The organism is Roseinatronobacter sp., from assembly GCF_051859525.1.
Taxonomy (GTDB): domain Bacteria; phylum Pseudomonadota; class Alphaproteobacteria; order Rhodobacterales; family Rhodobacteraceae; genus Roseinatronobacter.
Genome location: NZ_JBHYFM010000001.1, coordinates 569,955 through 586,559, shown reverse-complemented (window position 1 = coordinate 586,559; position 16,605 = coordinate 569,955). Strand labels below are relative to the sequence as shown.

The window sequence follows — 16,605 nt, the reverse complement described above, 5'->3', positions numbered from 1 at the left end:
ATGATATTCGATCCGCAAACCCTAACATATGATGATAATGGACTTATCCCGGTTATCGCGCAGGATCATGAAACCGGTCAGGTGCTGATGATGGCATGGATGAATGCAGATGCGGTCGCCCAAACGCTGCAAACCGGCCGCGTGACGTATTGGTCACGCTCTCGCCAGTCATTCTGGATCAAGGGCGAAACGTCTGGGCATGTTCAAAAACTGGTCGATTTCCGGCTGGACTGCGACCGCGATTGCCTGCTGGTCATGGTGGACCAGACCGGCCCGGCCTGCCACACCAACCGCAAAAGCTGTTTCTATACGGCGGTGCGCGATGGTGCGGAAATTGAATTGATGGCCCCGATCACAGATTGAGCATTGCGCGAATATCGGCAGGGCTTGCCCCTGCCGCACGGTAGGCGGCAATGGCGCGTGCATCATCGCGCTTGGCCAGCCGCTTGCCCTTCTCATCGCGGATAAGGTCGTGATGCCAATAACTTGGGCGCGGAAGCTCCAGTAACGCCTGAAGCAAGGCGTGAATGGCGGTTGCCTCAAACAGGTCGGCACCGCGTGTCACCTCGGTGATTGCCTGCGCCGCGTCATCAACAACAACCGACAGGTGGTAGCTGGTCCCCATGTCGCGCCGCGACAACACCACATCCCCGATACTGGCAATCATTTCATCGGGGTCGGGGCTGTGGTGCCCGCCATGCAGGGGGCCATTCTCGACAAACGAAACCCGCCCCGTCAGTGCCAGTGCGCGGCGCATATCCAGACGCAATGCATCATTCGGGCCCGCCTGCGCCATGTCCCGCCCGCGGCATCTTCCGGGGTAAACCAGCCCGTCAGGCCCGATAACATGCGCCCCTTCTTGTGGCGCGGACAACGCTGCGCGGATGTCCCCGCGTGTGCACTGGCACGGGTAGACGACACCCAGACCTGCCAGCCGTTGCAGCGCCGCGCGGTAAGCGGGCATGCGGTCCGATTGGCGCATGACCGGTACGGGCCAGTCCAGCCCCAACCAGCGCAAATCGTCGTAAATCTGCGCCTCGAATGCGGGCTTGCAACGGGCGCCGTCAATATCTTCGATACGCAGCAGGAACTGCCCCTGCTGACCGCGCCATGCGGCGACCAGCGCCGAGTAGGCATGCCCAAGATGCAGCGGCCCTGTGGGCGACGGCGCGAAACGGGTGATCCGCCTTTCAGGCGGCATCGCGTTTCTGGCCTGCCAGCCAATCCGAGAAGGCCAGTTTCGCGCGGTCGGTATAGGCCTTGTAGCGGTCACGCCGCCCGCGCCGCCCGCCCTTGGCGTCAATCGGCGGGAACAGCCCGAAATTCACATTCATCGGCTGGAAAGTCTTGGCCTCGGCCCCGCCGGTGATATGATGCACCAACGCCCCCATCGCCGTGTCACGCGGCGGCGGGGCAACATACTGGCCCAGCAATTCGCCCGCCGCCAGCCGCCCCGCCAACAGCCCCATTGCCGCAGATTCGACATACCCTTCGACACCCGTAATCTGGCCCGCAAAACGGATATTCGGGCGTGAACGCAGGCGAAGCTGGTCATCCAGCAAGGTCGGCGAATTCAGGAAGGTGTTGCGGTGAATCCCGCCAAGGCGCGCAAAGGACGCCCCTTCTAACCCCGGAATTGACTTGAAAACAGCAGCTTGTGCGCCATACTTCATCTTTGTTTGAAAGCCCACGATATTGAAAAGCGTGCCCAGGGCATTGTCGCGGCGCAGTTGCACAACCGCATAGGGTTTTTTGTCGGGCGCATGCGGGTTTGTCAGGCCCACGGGCTTCATCGGGCCATGGCGCAGTGTTTCACGCCCGCGTTCCGCCATCACCTCGATCGGCAGGCAGCCGTCGAAATACTGCGCGGTCTCGCCTTCGTGGAATTCCGTCTTGTCGGCGGCCAGAAGCGCGTCAATAAACGCTTCATACTGGTCACGGTCCATCGGGCAGTTCAGATAGGCCGTGCGTTCCTCCTCTGTCTCGCCTTTGTCATAGCGGGACTGGAACCACGCCTTGGACAGATCAATCGTGTCGAAATAGACAATGGGCGCAATCGCGTCAAAGAACGCAAGCGCCGTCGCGCCGGTTTCCTGCGCAATCGCTTCGGCCAGCGCACCAGAGGTCAGCGGGCCGGTCGCAATGATCCACTGCCCCTGATCGGGCAAGGTGTTCACCTCGCCGCGTTCCAGCCGGATATTGGGGTGCGCCAGCAGTTTTTCGGTGACAGCCTGCGCGAATGCATCGCGGTCAACCGCCAATGCGCCGCCAGCCGGCAGGGCGTGACGGTCTGCCATGTCCATGATCAAGCCGCCTGCGGCCCGCATTTCCCAATGCAACAGGCCGACCGCATTTTGTTCATCATCATCCGAACGGAAAGAATTGGAACACACCATTTCCGCCAGATATTCGGTCTGGTGGGCGAATGTGCCGGTTTGCGGGCGCATTTCGTGGATGACGACCTGCACGCCCAGCCTTGCGGCCTGCCATGCGGCCTCTGATCCGGCCATGCCGCCGCCGACGATATGCAATTGCGTCATCTTGCCAACCCCTTCATGTTGCACTGCCCCAGATAGTCGTCCTGCACCGGTTTGGCAAATCCCCAATCCGTGCCGCGCTCAATCAGGCGGGACGGCAGGTGCGTGCCCGAACGGGCATTGCAGCGCATCAATCATCCGGACCTGTTTGCAGCAGGTATCGGGACCGCATCCACAATCAGGTCGTCAATGAACAGACTCATCAACTGCCCGCGACCGTTCACTTCGGCTTTGCGGTAAATCGCGTTGGTCTGCGCCTTTACGGTTCCTTCTGATGTCCTGCGAAAGCTGGCAATTTCCTGAATGCTAAACCCTTTCAGGACAAAGAACGCGACATCGCGTTCAGCAGGCGTCAGGCCCCATTCACAAAAACGCTGGTCCATAAGGTCCACAAAAGCACCGGACGCCCGCTGCAAGCGCGCCTCGGCACGACCCAGCCGGATCTGGCTTTGCATGACCAGCACAGCCGACATGACCAACCCGATGACAAGGGCCACTGCCGCACCGATTTCCATCAATTCGCGCAATTTCCAGTCAACCGGCTGGCGCGGGATCCCCAGAAGCGACATCACAATATCACTGATGAAGAACAGCGCGCCCACTGCCTGCACACAGACCATCACGATGATAACGACCTTGGGTTTCACCGTGCACCTCGTTGAATACGCGACAAAAATGGCAGCGACTTATGGGCAATCACTCTCATGAAAATCACTTGCCAATATCGGGCAAAACGCCCCCGTCCAGCAGGACACCGCCACGCGGCATCGCATCTGTTGTGCGTTGCGGTATGTCGTTTGGTGGAAATTCAACCGCATAATCCCGCAATATCTGTCCTGTGGATACATCGATAACGACTTCCCGCCAGACTTGTCCTGATGATGCGACAATACGCGCCCGCCCCAGCAATGTACGGGTTACGGATTCGACCGCATAGCCCTGCCCCACAAGCGCGTCACTTACCATTTCCGGCGTGATCCTGACGGGTCCGGCATCCTGAGCATGCGCCGGGGAATGAAACAATAGTGCGGCCAGACACAAGACCCATATGCGGCGCGGCATTGTGTGGATCATACTCAACCCTCCGAAGCCGGAAAGACACACGGCCACATATATAGGGAAAACCCGCACCCGTACGGCAAAAGCCGCCGGATGCGGGGATACACCAGATACTCGTTACTCATACGAAAGCCAGTGATTTAAAAAAGCATGGCCCCGATCTGGACCCATGCGCACTAAAACAAAATTAACGCTGCCCACCATTTACCCGAACATGAACGCGAACACATTTTACCTGACACTTACGCTTTAGGCAGCGACCAATGATTTCTGGCCTTAATGCCGATACGCGGCGCACTCGAACTAAAGTAGCAGGCAGTCGTTATGACGTGCCTGCCACGGAAGCTGGATACTGCTTAACGAAGTGTTAATCTATGCTTAAAGGGTTTATTTCCAGCCCATAAACTAAAGTTTATGCACCCATATCAAACCCAAGATGCTTGGCCACAGTGAAGATGTCCTTGTCACCGCGTCCGCACATATTCATGACCAGCAGATGATCCGCAGGCAGCTTCGGGGCGATCTTCAGGACATGTGCCAAAGCGTGGCTTGGTTCCAGCGCTGGAATGATCCCTTCCAGCGCGCAACAGGTCTGAAAGGCTGACAACGCTTCGTCATCCGTGATCGAGACATATTCCGCGCGGCCCATATCCTTTAGCCATGCATGTTCCGGCCCGATTCCCGGATAATCCAGACCCGCCGAAATCGAGTGCCCTTCCAGAATCTGGCCGTGGTCATCTTGCAGCAGATAGGTGCGGTTGCCATGCAACACACCGGGGCGTCCGCCTGTCAGGCTGGCGCAATGCTCCATACGGTCATCCACGCCGCGCCCGCCCGCCTCGACGCCAATGATATTTACGGATTTGTCGTCAAGGAACGGATAGAACAACCCCATCGCATTCGAGCCGCCGCCAATGGCTGCGATGATGGTATCCGGCAGGCGACCTTCGCGTTCCATCAGCTGTTCGCGGGTTTCCTTGCCAATGATCGACTGGAAATCGCGCACCATCGCGGGATAGGGGTGCGGGCCTGCCACGGTACCAATACAGTAGAACGTGTCATGCACATTGGTCACCCAATCGCGCAGCGCATCATTCATGGCGTCTTTCAACGTGCCGCGGCCCGATTTTACCGGCACCACTTCGGCACCCAGCAGTTTCATGCGAAATACATTCGGGGCCTGACGTTCCACATCATGTGCGCCCATATAGACCACGCATTTCAGCCCGAAGCGCGCACAAACCGTGGCGGTCGCAACCCCGTGCTGGCCCGCGCCGGTTTCGGCGATAATGCGGGACTTGCCCATGCGCATGGCCAGCAGGATCTGCCCAAGCACATTGTTGATCTTATGCGCGCCGGTGTGGTTCAACTCGTCACGCTTCAGATATATCTTTGCCCCGCCACAATGCTCGGTCAGGCGTTCGGCGTAATACAATGGCGAGGGGCGACCGACATAGTGTTTCCACAGGTCGTCCATCTGCGCCCAGAAACTGTCATCCGTCTTGGCGCGTTCATATTCGGCCTCCAACTCCAGGATCAGCGGCATCAGCGTTTCCGACACGAAGCGCCCGCCATAAATGCCGAACCGCCCCTGTTCATCGGGGCCGGTCATGAAGGAGTTGATCAGATCATCAGGCATGCGCGTTTCCTCAAGCGGTTGTTGGCATGAGTCCTAGCGCCGCGCGCCTGTCCAGACAAGCACATCCCGCCTATCTTTCCAGAATCAGGCGATCCCCTTCGATGGAAATACGCGCATAGCGGCGCAAATAGCCCATGCCCAGCAGCGAAATGTCCAGCTGCCCTTCATTCACGAAGGCAGGAACCTGAGTATCGCGGATTTCAAGATCGGCATGCGCAAGGACCACTTCATCCAGACTGACCCGTGCTAGGCCAACGATTCCGTTGGCTGTGCGCGCCTGCCCCAGATAGGCCAGCGTATCAGGTGCCAGCCCAACGCGTTCGGCATCCGCGCGCGACAGGACCAGATCCGATGCCCCCGTGTCGATGATAAAGCGGACAGGTTCGGAATTAACCTGCAAATCCAGATGAAAATGCCCGTCCCGCCCTGCACGCAGGATGATCGCACCATCGCCGTTTACAGACACCCGATTGGTTTGTGATATATCCTGCCACAACCCGTATCCGGCAGCGACCCCCACAAAAATCAGCCCCCAAAGCAAGGCATGCCGCAATGTCTGGCCAAGGTTCTGCTGGCGGGCAATCAGGAAATAGCTGACAAGGACAGTCCCCCAGACCCCAAGATAGACCATCCGTGCAATCTGATCGCTGTCCATACTACCCTCATTCCGCCTGATGCTTATACTTGGGGGCTAGATTGTTGAAAACCAGCAGATTTCACGGGCGCGTGACATCAAAATCATAAATCCATGAAAAGCGGCGTAGCGCGGCATCAGGCCGGAGGCGTGACGCAAGGCGCAAACCCGCATGCGCAAGCCCCGCAACGGGCGGGCGCAGGTGGTAATTGCGCGCATTGCGATTCGCGGCCTCGATCACCTTGGTGACGCGGGCATGTCGGGCGCGCTGGTATTGGTCCAGCGCACGCGGCACCGGCGATTGCCGCAGGCATTGCACCAGTTGCCACGCATCCTCCAGCGCCATATTCGCACCTTGGGCCATGAAGGGCAGCGTCGGATGCGCCGCATCCCCCAGAATGGCCGCATGGTCCTTGTGCCAGTTGCGCGCCACCTTGTGACGGAACAGCCCCCACAGAAACACGCTGTCCACCTGTGACAGCCATTGCGGCACAGGCCCGCCGAACCCCGCGAAGGCCGCGCGCAGGTTGGCGGGGTTGTCAGGGTGGTTCCACCCTTCGGACACCCAGGCCTTGCGTTCCTCGATGGCGACAATGTTGCGCAACTGCCCGCCCCGCAACGGATAGCTGACCAGATGCCGCCCCGACCCCATGAAGACCTGTGCCTGCGGGTCAGGGCTGCCGCCTTCCGGGATCAATGCGCGCCACGCAACCTGTCCGGTAAAGAAAGGCGATTCGCCCTTGCCTGCCTGAAGCGCGGGCCGCAGAACCGAATGCAACCCGTCGGCCCCAAGCACCAGATCGGCTGTCAGAACCTCTCCGCCTTGCAGGGTCACGCTGGGGCGCGGTCCTGTGGTGTTCACACCTGTCACCTGTGCCACAAATCGGGTTTCAACCCCGTCCAGTGCCTGCGCAAGTAACGCGATCAGGTCGGCGCGGTGGAACAGATGAAAACCCGCGCCATGATCGGGCAAATCCAGCCGCATGACCTGACGCGCTGTGGCCCCGTTCCGCAAAATGACGGCGTTGCTGCGCATGGCAAATCCCGTCAAGCTGTCGCCAAGTCCCAGCGCCTGCAAAACCCGCGCCCCATTCGGGCTGATTTGCAGCCCTGCGCCCACTTCGCGCAAGCCGCCTGCCTGTTCCAGCACCAGAACCTGCGCGCCACACTGGCGCAACCCTGCGGCCACTGCCAAACCGGCCACGCCCCCACCGATGACAATAACTTCCAAACCGGCCAGCACCACCCTGCCCCCCATCTGTTTTCTGCCGCCCGCGCGGGTGCGCACGAACTACAGCCGCGCGTTGCAAGGTGTTGATCACCGCCTGTCGCGTCCGGTGTTTTTATTATGCAGTCCTAGCACAAAAAAACCGGGCTCAGAAGTGAACCCGGTTCCTGACTGCACCCGCAATCCCTGCGATCAATCGTCGCGGTGCACGCGTTCCTTGCGCTCATGCGCTTCTTGCGCCTGCAAGGTCATTGTCGCAATGGGCCGCGCATCAAGCCGCTTCAGTGAAATCCGCTCGCCCGTGACATCGCAATAGCCGAAATCACCGTTTTCGATACGCCGCAGTGCAGCGTCGATCTTGGAAATCAGCTTGCGTTGCCGGTCGCGCGTGCGCAATTCCAGCGCGCGGTCGGTTTCTTCGGATGCGCGGTCGGCAACATCAGGAATGTTGCGGCTGCTGTTGGCCAGATCGGCCAGTGTTTCCTGCGATCCCTTAAGGATGTCTTCTTTCCAGACCAGCAGCTTTCTGCGGAAATATTCCAGCTGGCGGTCATTCATGAATGGTTCGTCTTCGGCCGGGCGGTAGTCATCCGGCAGGAATGTTTCTGGCTTCATGCCCCGTTCCCCTGTCTTTGCAGGATGATAGGTCTTGAGGTCTTCATCCATATTGCACCCAAAATCAGCGCTGTGTCGGGCAAATAGCGGATGGGCCAAGGAATGTCACGCGCTTTCGCACGCTTTGTCCAACCTGCCTTGCCGCGCGCCACAGGGCAAGCTAGGTTCGCGGCAGGACATCGCGGCACAATGCAAGGAAAACACGACCGGTATGCGCTTCACCTCAACCGCCAGCTACATCGCCAGTGACGATTTGCGTGTCGCTGTAAACGCCGCAATCACGCTGCAACGCCCCCTTCTGGTCAAGGGCGAACCGGGCACCGGCAAGACCGAACTGGCCCGCCAGATTGCAGCATCGCTTGACCTGCCCATGATCGAATGGAGCATAAAATCAACCACGCGCGCGCAGCAGGGCCTGTATGAATACGACGCTGTATCGCGGCTGCGTGACAGCCAGCTTGGCGATGCGCGTGTGGGCGATGTGAACAACTATATCCGCAAGGGCAAGCTGTGGCAGGCGTTCGAGGCCGAGGGGCGCGTGGTCCTGCTGATCGACGAGATCGACAAGGCCGATATCGAGTTTCCGAACGATTTGCTTCAGGAACTCGACCGGATGGAGTTCTTTGTCTACGAGACAGGCAAAATGATACGCGCGCGCCACCGCCCGATTGTCATCATCACATCGAACAATGAAAAGGACCTGCCCGACGCGTTCCTGCGGCGGTGTTTCTTCCACTATATCCGGTTCCCGGATATCGACACCTTGAAAGCCATTGTCGACGTGCATTTTCCGGGAATCAAGGAAGCCTTGCTGACAACTGCCCTGACACAGTTCCTGGAGCTGCGCGAAACCCCCGGCCTGAAGAAAAAACCCTCCACATCCGAGGTGCTGGACTGGTTGAAACTGCTGCTTGCAGAAGATCTGACCGCAGAGGACCTGAAGCGGGACGGCGCGAATGCGCTGCCCAAATTGCACGGCGCGTTGCTGAAGAACGAACAGGACGTGCATTTGTTTGAACGGCTTGCCTTCATGGCACGCAGACAGGGGCGCTAGCATGGACATCAGGCCGGTAACCGAACAGGATAAACCGCAATGGGCGCAGCTTTGGTATGCGTATCTTGATTTCTATGACACGTCGCTGCCGGTTGCGGTTTATGACGCGACATTTGACGCATTGTTGTCGGACGATCCGCACAGCCCCTGCGGGTATCTGGCATGGCATAACGGGCAGGCGGTCGGGCTTGTGCATTACATGTTTCACGCGCATTGCTGGCAACCCGAAGGGGTGTGTTACCTGCAAGACCTGTTCACCACACCCGAATCACGCGGCATGGGCGCGGGACGTGCGCTGATTTCTGCGGTCTATGCTGCGGCTGATGCGCGTGGCACCGGCAGCGTGTATTGGATGACACAGGATTTCAACGCAACTGCCCGCAAACTTTACGACAAGATTGGCGAAGTGACCCCGTTCATCAAATACAAACGCCCCGCATGATGCGCCCGTTTCTGGCCTGTATCGCGGTGGTTCTGGCAGGTTGTGGCGCAATGGTGCCGTCCCAGCCGGAACAACGCATAGACCTGTCGCTGCAAACCCGCGCCATCAGTTCTGCCGCCCTGTTCGGCAGTCCACGCGCATTTGCGCCCGAACGCAGCAATGCCCAGATCGCACAGGACATACTGGAACTGGGGTTCAGGCTGGAATCCGGACGCGAAATCCCGCAATTCTCGCGGTTTCAGGGACCAGTGACAGTGTCGCTGCACGGCCCTGTGCCGCCCCTTGGGGTGGTGGAAACCGACCGCCTGCTGGAACGGCTGCAACGCGAAGCGGGGCTGGATGTGCGCCGCGTGCAGGGTCAGGGTGATATCATTGTCGAATTCGTGCCGCGCGATGTCCTGCGCCGTGCGGTGCCGAATGCGGCGTGTTTTGTCCTGCCCAATGTAACAAGCTGGGACGCGTTTCGTGCCAATCCACGCGCGCCGGAACTGGACTGGACACGCGTTGCGCGCCGTGAACGCGCGCTTGTGATTGTTCCTGCCGACAGCACCGTGCAGGACATGCGCGATTGCCTGCACGAGGAAATTGCGCAGGCCCTTGGGCCGCTGAACGATCTGTTTCGCATTGGTGAAACCGTCTGGAATGACGATAATTTCCAGACCATCCTGACGGGATTCGACATGCTTGTGCTACGTGTCTGGAACGATCCCGCATTGCAGCCCGGCATGACGCGCGCACAGGTGGCGGACCGCCTGCCTGCGCTGCTGGCACGCCATAACCCGCAAGGGGCGCGGACGACCGGCGCACTGGACCCCATTCCCACGCCCATGGCATGGACAAGGGCGGTCGAGGCCGCGCTGGGGGCCACATCGCGCCGCGCCAGTTTCCGCGAGGCACAGCGCGCGCTTGCCATCGCACTGGAGCAACGCTGGCAGGACGAACGCCTTGCCTTCAGCCTGTTCCTGTCCGCACGATTCGCCCCGTCCGAAGATGGCGCGCAGGCGCTGGATGCAATGATCCTTGCCGCGCGCATTTACGACACCCGCCCCGGCACAGCCGTGCACCGCGCACATGTGCACCTGCATCTTAGCGCGCAGGCACTGGCCAGCGGGCAGCATGATCTGGTCCTGCGCCTGACGCAAAGCGCGATGACAGTTGCGCAGCGCACGGAAAACGGTGCCCTGCTGGCCTCGCTCATGTTGCTGCGCGCCCAGTCGCTGGAACAACTGGGACAAGCTACTGAGGCAGAAGCGCTGCGCCGTGACTCTGTTCCGTTTGCGTTATATGGGTTCGGATCAGCGCAGGCGGCCGAAAACCGGCAGGCCGAAATCGCAGCCCTTGCGCGCAGGAATTGAACAAGAAGGAAAACAGGCATGATCGTGATTTTCGGACTGGTGGCCGGTGCGCTACTGGGCGTGCGCAGCGCAAGCAAACGCGGCGGGAACCGGCTGGACATGGCGCAATATGCGGCTGTGGGCGGGATTATCGGCGCCTTGTTGGGGCTGTTTGCCACAATCGGCCTGGAGAAGATTCTGTAAACCCATGTTCCTGAACTTCTTCCAGACCTTGCGTGACCATGGCGTGCCGGTTTCCCTGCGCGAATTTCTGGCCTTTCTGGAAGGGTTGGACGCGGGTCTGGTGACCTATGACGTCGAGGGGTTCTATTATCTGGCCCGCCTTGCCATGGTGAAGGATGAACGCCATCTGGACCGTTTCGACCGCGCCTTCGCTGCAACCTTCAAGGGGTTGGAGGACATACCCCTTGATAAGGTTCTGGAAGCGGTCGACCTGCCGCGCGACTGGTTGCAAAAAATGGCCGAGAAACACCTGAGCGCCGAAGAACGCGCGCAGGTAGAAGCGCTTGGCGGGTTTGACAAGCTGATGGAGACCTTGCAGCAGCGCCTGAAGGACCAGCAAGGCCGCCATCAGGGGGGCAGCAAATGGATCGGCACTGCGGGAACATCCCCTTTCGGCGCCTATGGCTATAACCCCGAAGGGGTGCGTATCGGACAGGACGCATCGCGCCACAGGCGCGCGGTGAAAGTGTGGGACAAACGCGAGTTCCGCAACCTTGACGACAACGTGGAACTGGGCACGCGCAACATCAAGGTTGCGCTGAAACGGTTGCGCAAATGGGCGCGTGACGGGGCAGTGGACGAACTGGACCTTGACGGGACAATCCGCGCCACTGCCGAACAGGGCTGGCTGGATGTCAAGACACGGCCAGAACGAAGAAACGCTGTCAAGATATTGCTTTTGCTGGATATTGGCGGGTCTATGGATGATCATATCCGCGCTGTGGAGGAATTGTTCAGCGCTGCGCGTGCGGAATTCAAACATCTGGAACATTATTACTTTCACAACTGCCTGTATGAATATGTCTGGCGCGACAACACACGGCGCTGGACAGACCGCATTGCAACATGGGACTTGCTGCGCAGCTATGGCAGCGATTGGAAATGCATCTTCGTGGGCGACGCGGCCATGTCCCCCTATGAAATCATTTATCAGGGCGGCGCGAATGAACACTGGAACGAGGAGCCGGGACAGATCTGGCTGACGCGGGCGCGAACACAATGGCCCGACACCCTGTGGATCAACCCGACACCGGAACAGCATTGGCGGCACACCCAATCCATTGGCATGATTTCCAAAATTCTTGAGGGGCGCATGGTCCCCATGACACTGGACGGCATCACCCGCGGGATCAGGGAATTGGGACGTTAACAATCGACCCGCATGTCAAAACCCGAACAGCGCTTGCGGATCAAGGGCCTTGCGTATGAACGCGCCCCTGCCTGTTTCCGGCGCCCACCCCAAGGCCTGACACGCGCGGGCATTGTCAAAGGGCGACAAATGCGCACGCGACCGCCAGTCGGCCAGCAGCGGGCGTTCCAGCCCGCCGCGCTTCAGAGCGTAGCGTTTCAGCACATATTTGACCCAATCCATCCCCCAGAACAGCACCAGATTGCCCTTTGAAACTGCAATCCGTGTGCCGGTATGGGTGGCGATTGCCGCAAACCAGTCCTGCGCAGACAAAAGCGGTGGACCGACAAGATTGAAGCTCTGCCCCTCGATGCCGTCTGTTTGGGCCATCAAGACAAGCGCGCGCGCCACATCCTCGTTCAGGACGAATGGCAGCTTGTTGTGCCCGTTTCCCCAGATTCGCACGGCCCCTGCCCCGTGCCAGCGGCCAATGCCCCAATGCTGCAACGGTCCGCCCGGCCCCACAACAATGCCGGGGCGGGCAATAACCAACGGCAATCCGGCACTGGCATGCAGCGCCATCAGACGCGCCTCGCACAGGGCCTTTGAGCGCGCATACAGGTTCCGGCGGGACATATCCCCGAACTCCGTATCCTCGGTTATGGTGCGCGCGGGGTTTGACGCGTCATAAGATGCAATCGTGCCGGTATAGACAAACCTGCGCACCCCTGCCGCGATGGCCGCGCGGGCCAGATTTTCCGTCACTGCGACATCGTTTTTCAGATACCCGTCCCATGTGGCCTCCTCGGCGCGGGCCAGATGATAGACACACGCCACCCCCTGCATGGCCTGTTCCAGTGCGCCGGGGTCATGCACGGATGCACCCACCATCTGCACCTGCCCCTGCACCGCGGCGAATGGATTGGTCCTTGCGCGACTAAGCACGCCCACATGCCTGCCTTCTGCGGCCAGTTGCGTGACCAGTTCGCGACCCAGAAAACCGGTGCCGCCAATGACCAGCACATCAGGCGTACCGGTGGCCGCCTGCGCCTTGAGGCGCGCAGCCGGTTTGGCGGGCAACAGGTCCGTGACCTGCGCAAGCCCCTCCATAACCGCAACAGCCGTTTCACCTGAAAATGCGTCAGGCAGGCTTTGGCCCTGCCGGATGGCATCATAGAACCCCGAAAACGCCCCTTCAAACCCCAATGCATAGGGTTGGCGCCGGTTCAGTGACCGTGCCTGCACAACCGCATTCCGCACCCCTTCGCGCAGATGTGCCCCTGCCCGCGCCAATTCGGCGCGCAACGGGTTTAGCACAATATCCGATGCGTTCGCGCGCTCGACAATCAGGGTGTCATTGGCAAAATCCAGCCGCGCCGCGCCCGCAGACCCGCGCAGGGACACCGACCGGTCATCTGCCCCCTCGACCAGTGATACCGACAAGGTTAGTTCTGTCCCCGATGCACGGCCCTGCACGCACCAGCCCTGCGGCAGGGTTACGCCCGTGGGCAATGTCACCGGCCGCGACAGGCGCAAGGAAATGTCTTCCATTGGTCCGAACAGATCCTGCGCAAAAGCATGCAGATGCGGGCCTAGTTCCAGCATCAGGTTTTCAGGGCTTTGCAGCATCCACAAACCGAATGGCCCTGTTCGCAACGGTTGCAGCGGGAAATGCCAGTGAATGCGCGCCTGATCCACGCGCCCGATCAGCCCTTGGTCCAGCGCGTCGCGCAGCCGCCTGTAAGCCGGTAAACCCAGAAAGTTGTGATTGACCGCGATCCGGCGGTCAGCAGCGCGCGCCGCGTCCACCATCGCGCGCGCCGAACCTGCCGACAAGGCAAAGGGCTTCTCGACCAGCACATGCGCCCCCAGCGCAAGCGCTTGCAATGCCAGCGGTTCGTGCAAATGCGGGGGCGTCAGAATATGCACCGCATCGCAACCGCAGTCGGCCATCATCGCATCAAGACTGTCAAATCCCTTCGCGCCATGTGCCTGCGCCAATGCCTGCGCCGCAGCAAGTGCAGGGTCGCACACACCAACCAGCCGCACATCAGGGAGTTGCGCCAGAACATTTGCGTGCCATTGCGCAATGTAGCCTGCGCCCACCAGACCAACCGTCACGTCCCGCTGTGGCATTCTGCCCCCTGTATCATCCGCTGATTCTGCGCCAGCGCGCTATTTGTATTCGATGATTTTGGCGTCACTGCGGCGAAACCTGCCACCCCAGTACAGCGCCATGCCATAAAGATGGGCGAATTTCACAATCACCAGAAGCGCGGCCGCCTTGGCCGCGCGGTAGGACGACAACCCCTGTGACCTGCAGCGCCGCCACAAACGGGCTGCGGACATGGCATAAAGCGCCATCACCAACACGCCCAACGGCCACCAGACCCAAAGCCCCAGCACTGCAAGAGCCGGCAACACACCGGCCCAGACCACGGCGCGCAAACGCGACATACGCGCCGCCCCTTCATGCAGCATGCCCAACTCGGCAAAGCCGTGTCCTGCGCGTATCATACGCCGGAACCATGGCAAAAATGCATGCAGCCGCACGTCATGCGCTGCCATAGCTTCGGGCACACACCACGTTTGCCAACCGGCCTTGCGCAGCCGGAAGAACAATTCATCATCTTCTGCGGCGATCATGTCATCCCGAAAACCGCCAACCTGCGCAAATGCAGCACTACGCGCCAGAAATATGCCAATGCCATTGGCATCAGGGCCAGTCTGGTGCTGCCATTCCTGATTGGTCAGCCAGTTATAGACGGACTCATCAGGGGCCTCTTCGACATTATACCCGTGCACCAGCCCCGCCTTCGGGTTTTGTTGTAAAAACACGGTGGCTGTTTCCGGCCAATCGGTATGCAGAATGCAATCACCATCAACGAAATGCACAAATTCCGCACGATCAGGCCCCAATGCGGCAAAGCCTTCATTGCGCGCGCGGGCGGCTGTGAAAGGACGCGCGGGGTCAAGTTTCACCACCTGCGCGCCAGCAGCGCGCGCCTGCGCCACGCTGTCATCATGCGAACCGCTGTCGACATAGATGACGCGCCGCGCATGGGTGGTTGCGCGTTGCAGCACACGCGCCAGCCTGTCGCCTTCGTTGCGGCCAATCACAACCGCATCAAACCAGTTATCCCCCATGCCCTGCCCTGCCTGCACAAACCAACACGCGCAGGTCTAGCACAATTCGGCACGCAATGAAGACCCGTTAGACTGCCCGCCCGCGTGCAATGCGGCTATAGGCACTAACGCGCGCAAGCCCGCGCAGTGGTGTGCGGCGGGCGACGGCTTCTTTGGACTGATGGGTTCCCTGAATGCGGGCAATCCGGATGAAGCGCGCCAGAAGTGATCCGCCTGTTCCGTGGCGCGTGGCGTCAATCAGATGTCGTGTCATGCAACCCTCCTGTGAATCACGCTGGCGAGAATGATACCACATCCGTCGCGCTTGCCAAAGTAAAGGCCGCGTCACCTTGACCTGCCTCATGCTTGACGGTAGCGAAAGCCAAACCTGCAAGAGGAGCTGACATGTCCAACCCATCCCTGCTTATCCTGCCCGGCGACGGGATCGGCCCCGAAGTTATGGCCGAAGTGCGCAAGATCATCGACTGGTTTGGTGCCAAACGCGGACTGGCCTTCGATGTATCCGAAGATCTGGTCGGCGGTGCCGCCTATGACGCGCATGGCACGCCCTTGCATGATGACACAATGGCGCGCGCGCTGGCCGTGGATGCCGTGCTGCTGGGCGCTGTGGGCGGGCCGAAATATGACAACCTTGATTTCAGCGTGAAGCCCGAACGCGGTTTGTTGCGGTTGCGCAAGGAAATGGACCTGTTTTCCAACCTGCGCCCGGCCCAGTGTTTCGACGCGCTGGCCGATTTCTCGTCCTTGAAAAAAGATGTCGTCGCGGGCCTTGATATCATGATCGTGCGCGAACTGACATCGGGCGTGTATTTCGGCGAACCGCGCGGCATTTTCGAGGAAGGCAACGAACGCGTGGGCGTCAATACCCAGCGCTACACCGAATCCGAAATTGCGCGCGTGGCGAAATCAGCCTTTGAACTGGCCATGCGCCGCGGCAAGAAGCTGTGTTCCATGGAAAAGGCCAATGTCATGGAATCGGGTATTCTGTGGCGCGAGGTTGTGACCGAAGTGGCCAAGGATTACCCCGAAGTCGAGCTGTCACACATGTATGCCGATAACGGCGCCATGCAGCTTGTGCGCTGGCCCAAGCAGTTCGATGTGATTGTAACCGACAACCTGTTTGGCGACCTGCTGTCGGATTGTGCCGCCATGCTGACCGGCAGCCTTGGCATGTTGCCTTCTGCCAGCCTTGGCGCGCCCATGGCCAATGGCCGCCCCAAAGCGCTGTATGAACCCGTGCACGGGTCCGCCCCCGACATTGCCGGTCAGGCCAAGGCAAACCCTATTGCGTGCATCCTGAGTTTTGCCATGGCGCTGCGCTACAGCTTCGATCAGGGGGCAGAGGCCGCGCGTCTGGAAGCCGCAATTCAGCAGGTTCTGGCCGATGGCGTGCGCACGGCCGACCTGATGGGGCCAGAAGGCGGCGTTCCCGTCACCACCAGCGGCATGGGCGATGCCATTGTCGCCGCGCTGGACGCAAGCCTGTAACAAGTGCATTGCATATGAACGAAAGACGCCCGCCAGACTATGGCGGGCGTTTTCCA

19 protein-coding genes are annotated in these 16,605 nt (G+C 60.0%); 7 read left to right on the top strand and 12 right to left on the bottom strand.

Annotated features, from left to right (window positions below):
• Positions 1 to 363 (top strand): phosphoribosyl-AMP cyclohydrolase, encoded by a 363-nt coding sequence (hisI, locus tag ACTIE1_RS02905; protein ID WP_439559868.1) that lies wholly within the window; start codon positions 1 to 3, stop codon positions 361 to 363.
• Here the strand turns inward: hisI and gluQRS are convergent.
• The 9 genes from gluQRS to dksA all read right to left on the bottom strand — a co-directional run bounded on the left by gluQRS (position 353) and on the right by dksA (position 7,712).
• The gene (gluQRS, locus tag ACTIE1_RS02900; RefSeq protein ID WP_439563248.1) at positions 353 to 1,201 is read right to left on the bottom strand and encodes a tRNA glutamyl-Q(34) synthetase GluQRS; all 849 of its coding nucleotides are present in this window, start codon (positions 1,199 to 1,201) and stop codon (positions 353 to 355) included. The genes hisI and gluQRS overlap by 11 nt on opposite strands.
• The gene (trmFO, locus tag ACTIE1_RS02895) at positions 1,191 to 2,540 is read right to left on the bottom strand and encodes a methylenetetrahydrofolate--tRNA-(uracil(54)-C(5))-methyltransferase (FADH(2)-oxidizing) TrmFO (protein ID WP_439559870.1); all 1,350 of its coding nucleotides are present in this window, start codon (positions 2,538 to 2,540) and stop codon (positions 1,191 to 1,193) included. The genes gluQRS and trmFO overlap by 11 nt, the downstream gene beginning before the upstream one ends.
• A complete protein-coding gene (locus ACTIE1_RS02890) occupies positions 2,537 to 2,668 on the bottom strand; it encodes a hypothetical protein (RefSeq protein ID WP_439559871.1) in 132 nt (43 codons plus the stop codon). The genes trmFO and ACTIE1_RS02890 overlap by 4 nt, the downstream gene beginning before the upstream one ends.
• Before the next feature lie 3 nt (positions 2,669 to 2,671).
• Complete coding sequence (locus ACTIE1_RS02885; protein ID WP_439559872.1) at positions 2,672 to 3,184, bottom strand: helix-turn-helix transcriptional regulator; 513 nt, start codon at positions 3,182 to 3,184, stop codon at positions 2,672 to 2,674.
• Positions 3,185 to 3,248: 64 nt separating this feature from the next.
• Positions 3,249 to 3,611, bottom strand: a complete 363-nt coding sequence (locus tag ACTIE1_RS02880; protein WP_439559873.1) for a hypothetical protein — start codon at positions 3,609 to 3,611, stop codon at positions 3,249 to 3,251.
• A gap of 397 nt (positions 3,612 to 4,008) precedes the next feature.
• Positions 4,009 to 5,235, bottom strand: coding sequence for a tryptophan synthase subunit beta (gene trpB / locus ACTIE1_RS02875; protein WP_439559874.1), 1,227 nt, complete (start codon positions 5,233 to 5,235; stop codon positions 4,009 to 4,011).
• Positions 5,236 to 5,305: 70 nt separating this feature from the next.
• Positions 5,306 to 5,890 (bottom strand): retropepsin-like aspartic protease family protein, encoded by a 585-nt coding sequence (locus tag ACTIE1_RS02870; RefSeq protein WP_439559875.1) that lies wholly within the window; start codon positions 5,888 to 5,890, stop codon positions 5,306 to 5,308.
• 61 nt (positions 5,891 to 5,951) lie between these two features.
• On the bottom strand, positions 5,952 to 7,115 hold the full coding sequence (locus ACTIE1_RS02865; protein WP_439560545.1) for an FAD-dependent monooxygenase: 1,164 nt from the start codon (positions 7,113 to 7,115) through the stop codon (positions 5,952 to 5,954).
• A gap of 174 nt (positions 7,116 to 7,289) precedes the next feature.
• Positions 7,290 to 7,712, bottom strand: coding sequence for an RNA polymerase-binding protein DksA (gene dksA, locus ACTIE1_RS02860; RefSeq protein WP_439559876.1), 423 nt, complete (start codon positions 7,710 to 7,712; stop codon positions 7,290 to 7,292).
• Positions 7,713 to 7,923: 211 nt separating this feature from the next.
• Here dksA and ACTIE1_RS02855 point away from each other — a divergent pair, with 211 nt between their 5' ends.
• From ACTIE1_RS02855 to ACTIE1_RS02835, 5 genes are read left to right on the top strand one after another with little or no spacing between them, the layout of a single operon-like run.
• Positions 7,924 to 8,766 (top strand): AAA family ATPase, encoded by an 843-nt coding sequence (locus ACTIE1_RS02855; RefSeq protein ID WP_439559877.1) that lies wholly within the window; start codon positions 7,924 to 7,926, stop codon positions 8,764 to 8,766.
• Position 8,767: 1 nt separating this feature from the next.
• A complete protein-coding gene (locus tag ACTIE1_RS02850) occupies positions 8,768 to 9,208 on the top strand; it encodes a GNAT family N-acetyltransferase (RefSeq protein ID WP_439559878.1) in 441 nt (146 codons plus the stop codon).
• Entirely contained in the window at positions 9,205 to 10,563 is a 1,359-nt protein-coding gene (locus tag ACTIE1_RS02845; RefSeq protein ID WP_439559879.1) for a DUF2927 domain-containing protein, read from the top strand. The genes ACTIE1_RS02850 and ACTIE1_RS02845 overlap by 4 nt, the downstream gene beginning before the upstream one ends.
• An 18-nt stretch (positions 10,564 to 10,581) precedes the next feature.
• Positions 10,582 to 10,746: a hypothetical protein gene (locus ACTIE1_RS02840; RefSeq protein ID WP_439559880.1), complete on the top strand. Its 165-nt coding sequence runs from the start codon at positions 10,582 to 10,584 to the stop codon at positions 10,744 to 10,746.
• 4 nt (positions 10,747 to 10,750) lie between these two features.
• Positions 10,751 to 11,935, top strand: a complete 1,185-nt coding sequence (locus ACTIE1_RS02835) for a vWA domain-containing protein (protein ID WP_439559881.1) — start codon at positions 10,751 to 10,753, stop codon at positions 11,933 to 11,935.
• Positions 11,936 to 11,950: 15 nt separating this feature from the next.
• Here ACTIE1_RS02835 and ACTIE1_RS02830 read toward each other — a convergent pair whose 3' ends face one another.
• The 3 genes from ACTIE1_RS02830 to ACTIE1_RS02820 all read right to left on the bottom strand — a co-directional run bounded on the left by ACTIE1_RS02830 (position 11,951) and on the right by ACTIE1_RS02820 (position 15,314).
• Positions 11,951 to 14,050 (bottom strand): NAD-dependent epimerase/dehydratase family protein, encoded by a 2,100-nt coding sequence (locus ACTIE1_RS02830; protein ID WP_439559882.1) that lies wholly within the window; start codon positions 14,048 to 14,050, stop codon positions 11,951 to 11,953.
• Between the two features lie 39 nt (positions 14,051 to 14,089).
• On the bottom strand, positions 14,090 to 15,061 hold the full coding sequence (locus tag ACTIE1_RS02825) for a glycosyltransferase (RefSeq protein WP_439559883.1): 972 nt from the start codon (positions 15,059 to 15,061) through the stop codon (positions 14,090 to 14,092).
• 67 nt (positions 15,062 to 15,128) lie between these two features.
• Positions 15,129 to 15,314: a hypothetical protein gene (locus ACTIE1_RS02820; protein WP_439559884.1), complete on the bottom strand. Its 186-nt coding sequence runs from the start codon at positions 15,312 to 15,314 to the stop codon at positions 15,129 to 15,131.
• 131 nt (positions 15,315 to 15,445) lie between these two features.
• On the opposite strand from ACTIE1_RS02820, the gene leuB reads away from it, so the two are divergent.
• A complete protein-coding gene (gene leuB, locus ACTIE1_RS02815; protein WP_439559885.1) occupies positions 15,446 to 16,549 on the top strand; it encodes a 3-isopropylmalate dehydrogenase in 1,104 nt (367 codons plus the stop codon).
• The last annotated feature ends 56 nt before the right edge of the window (positions 16,550 to 16,605 follow it).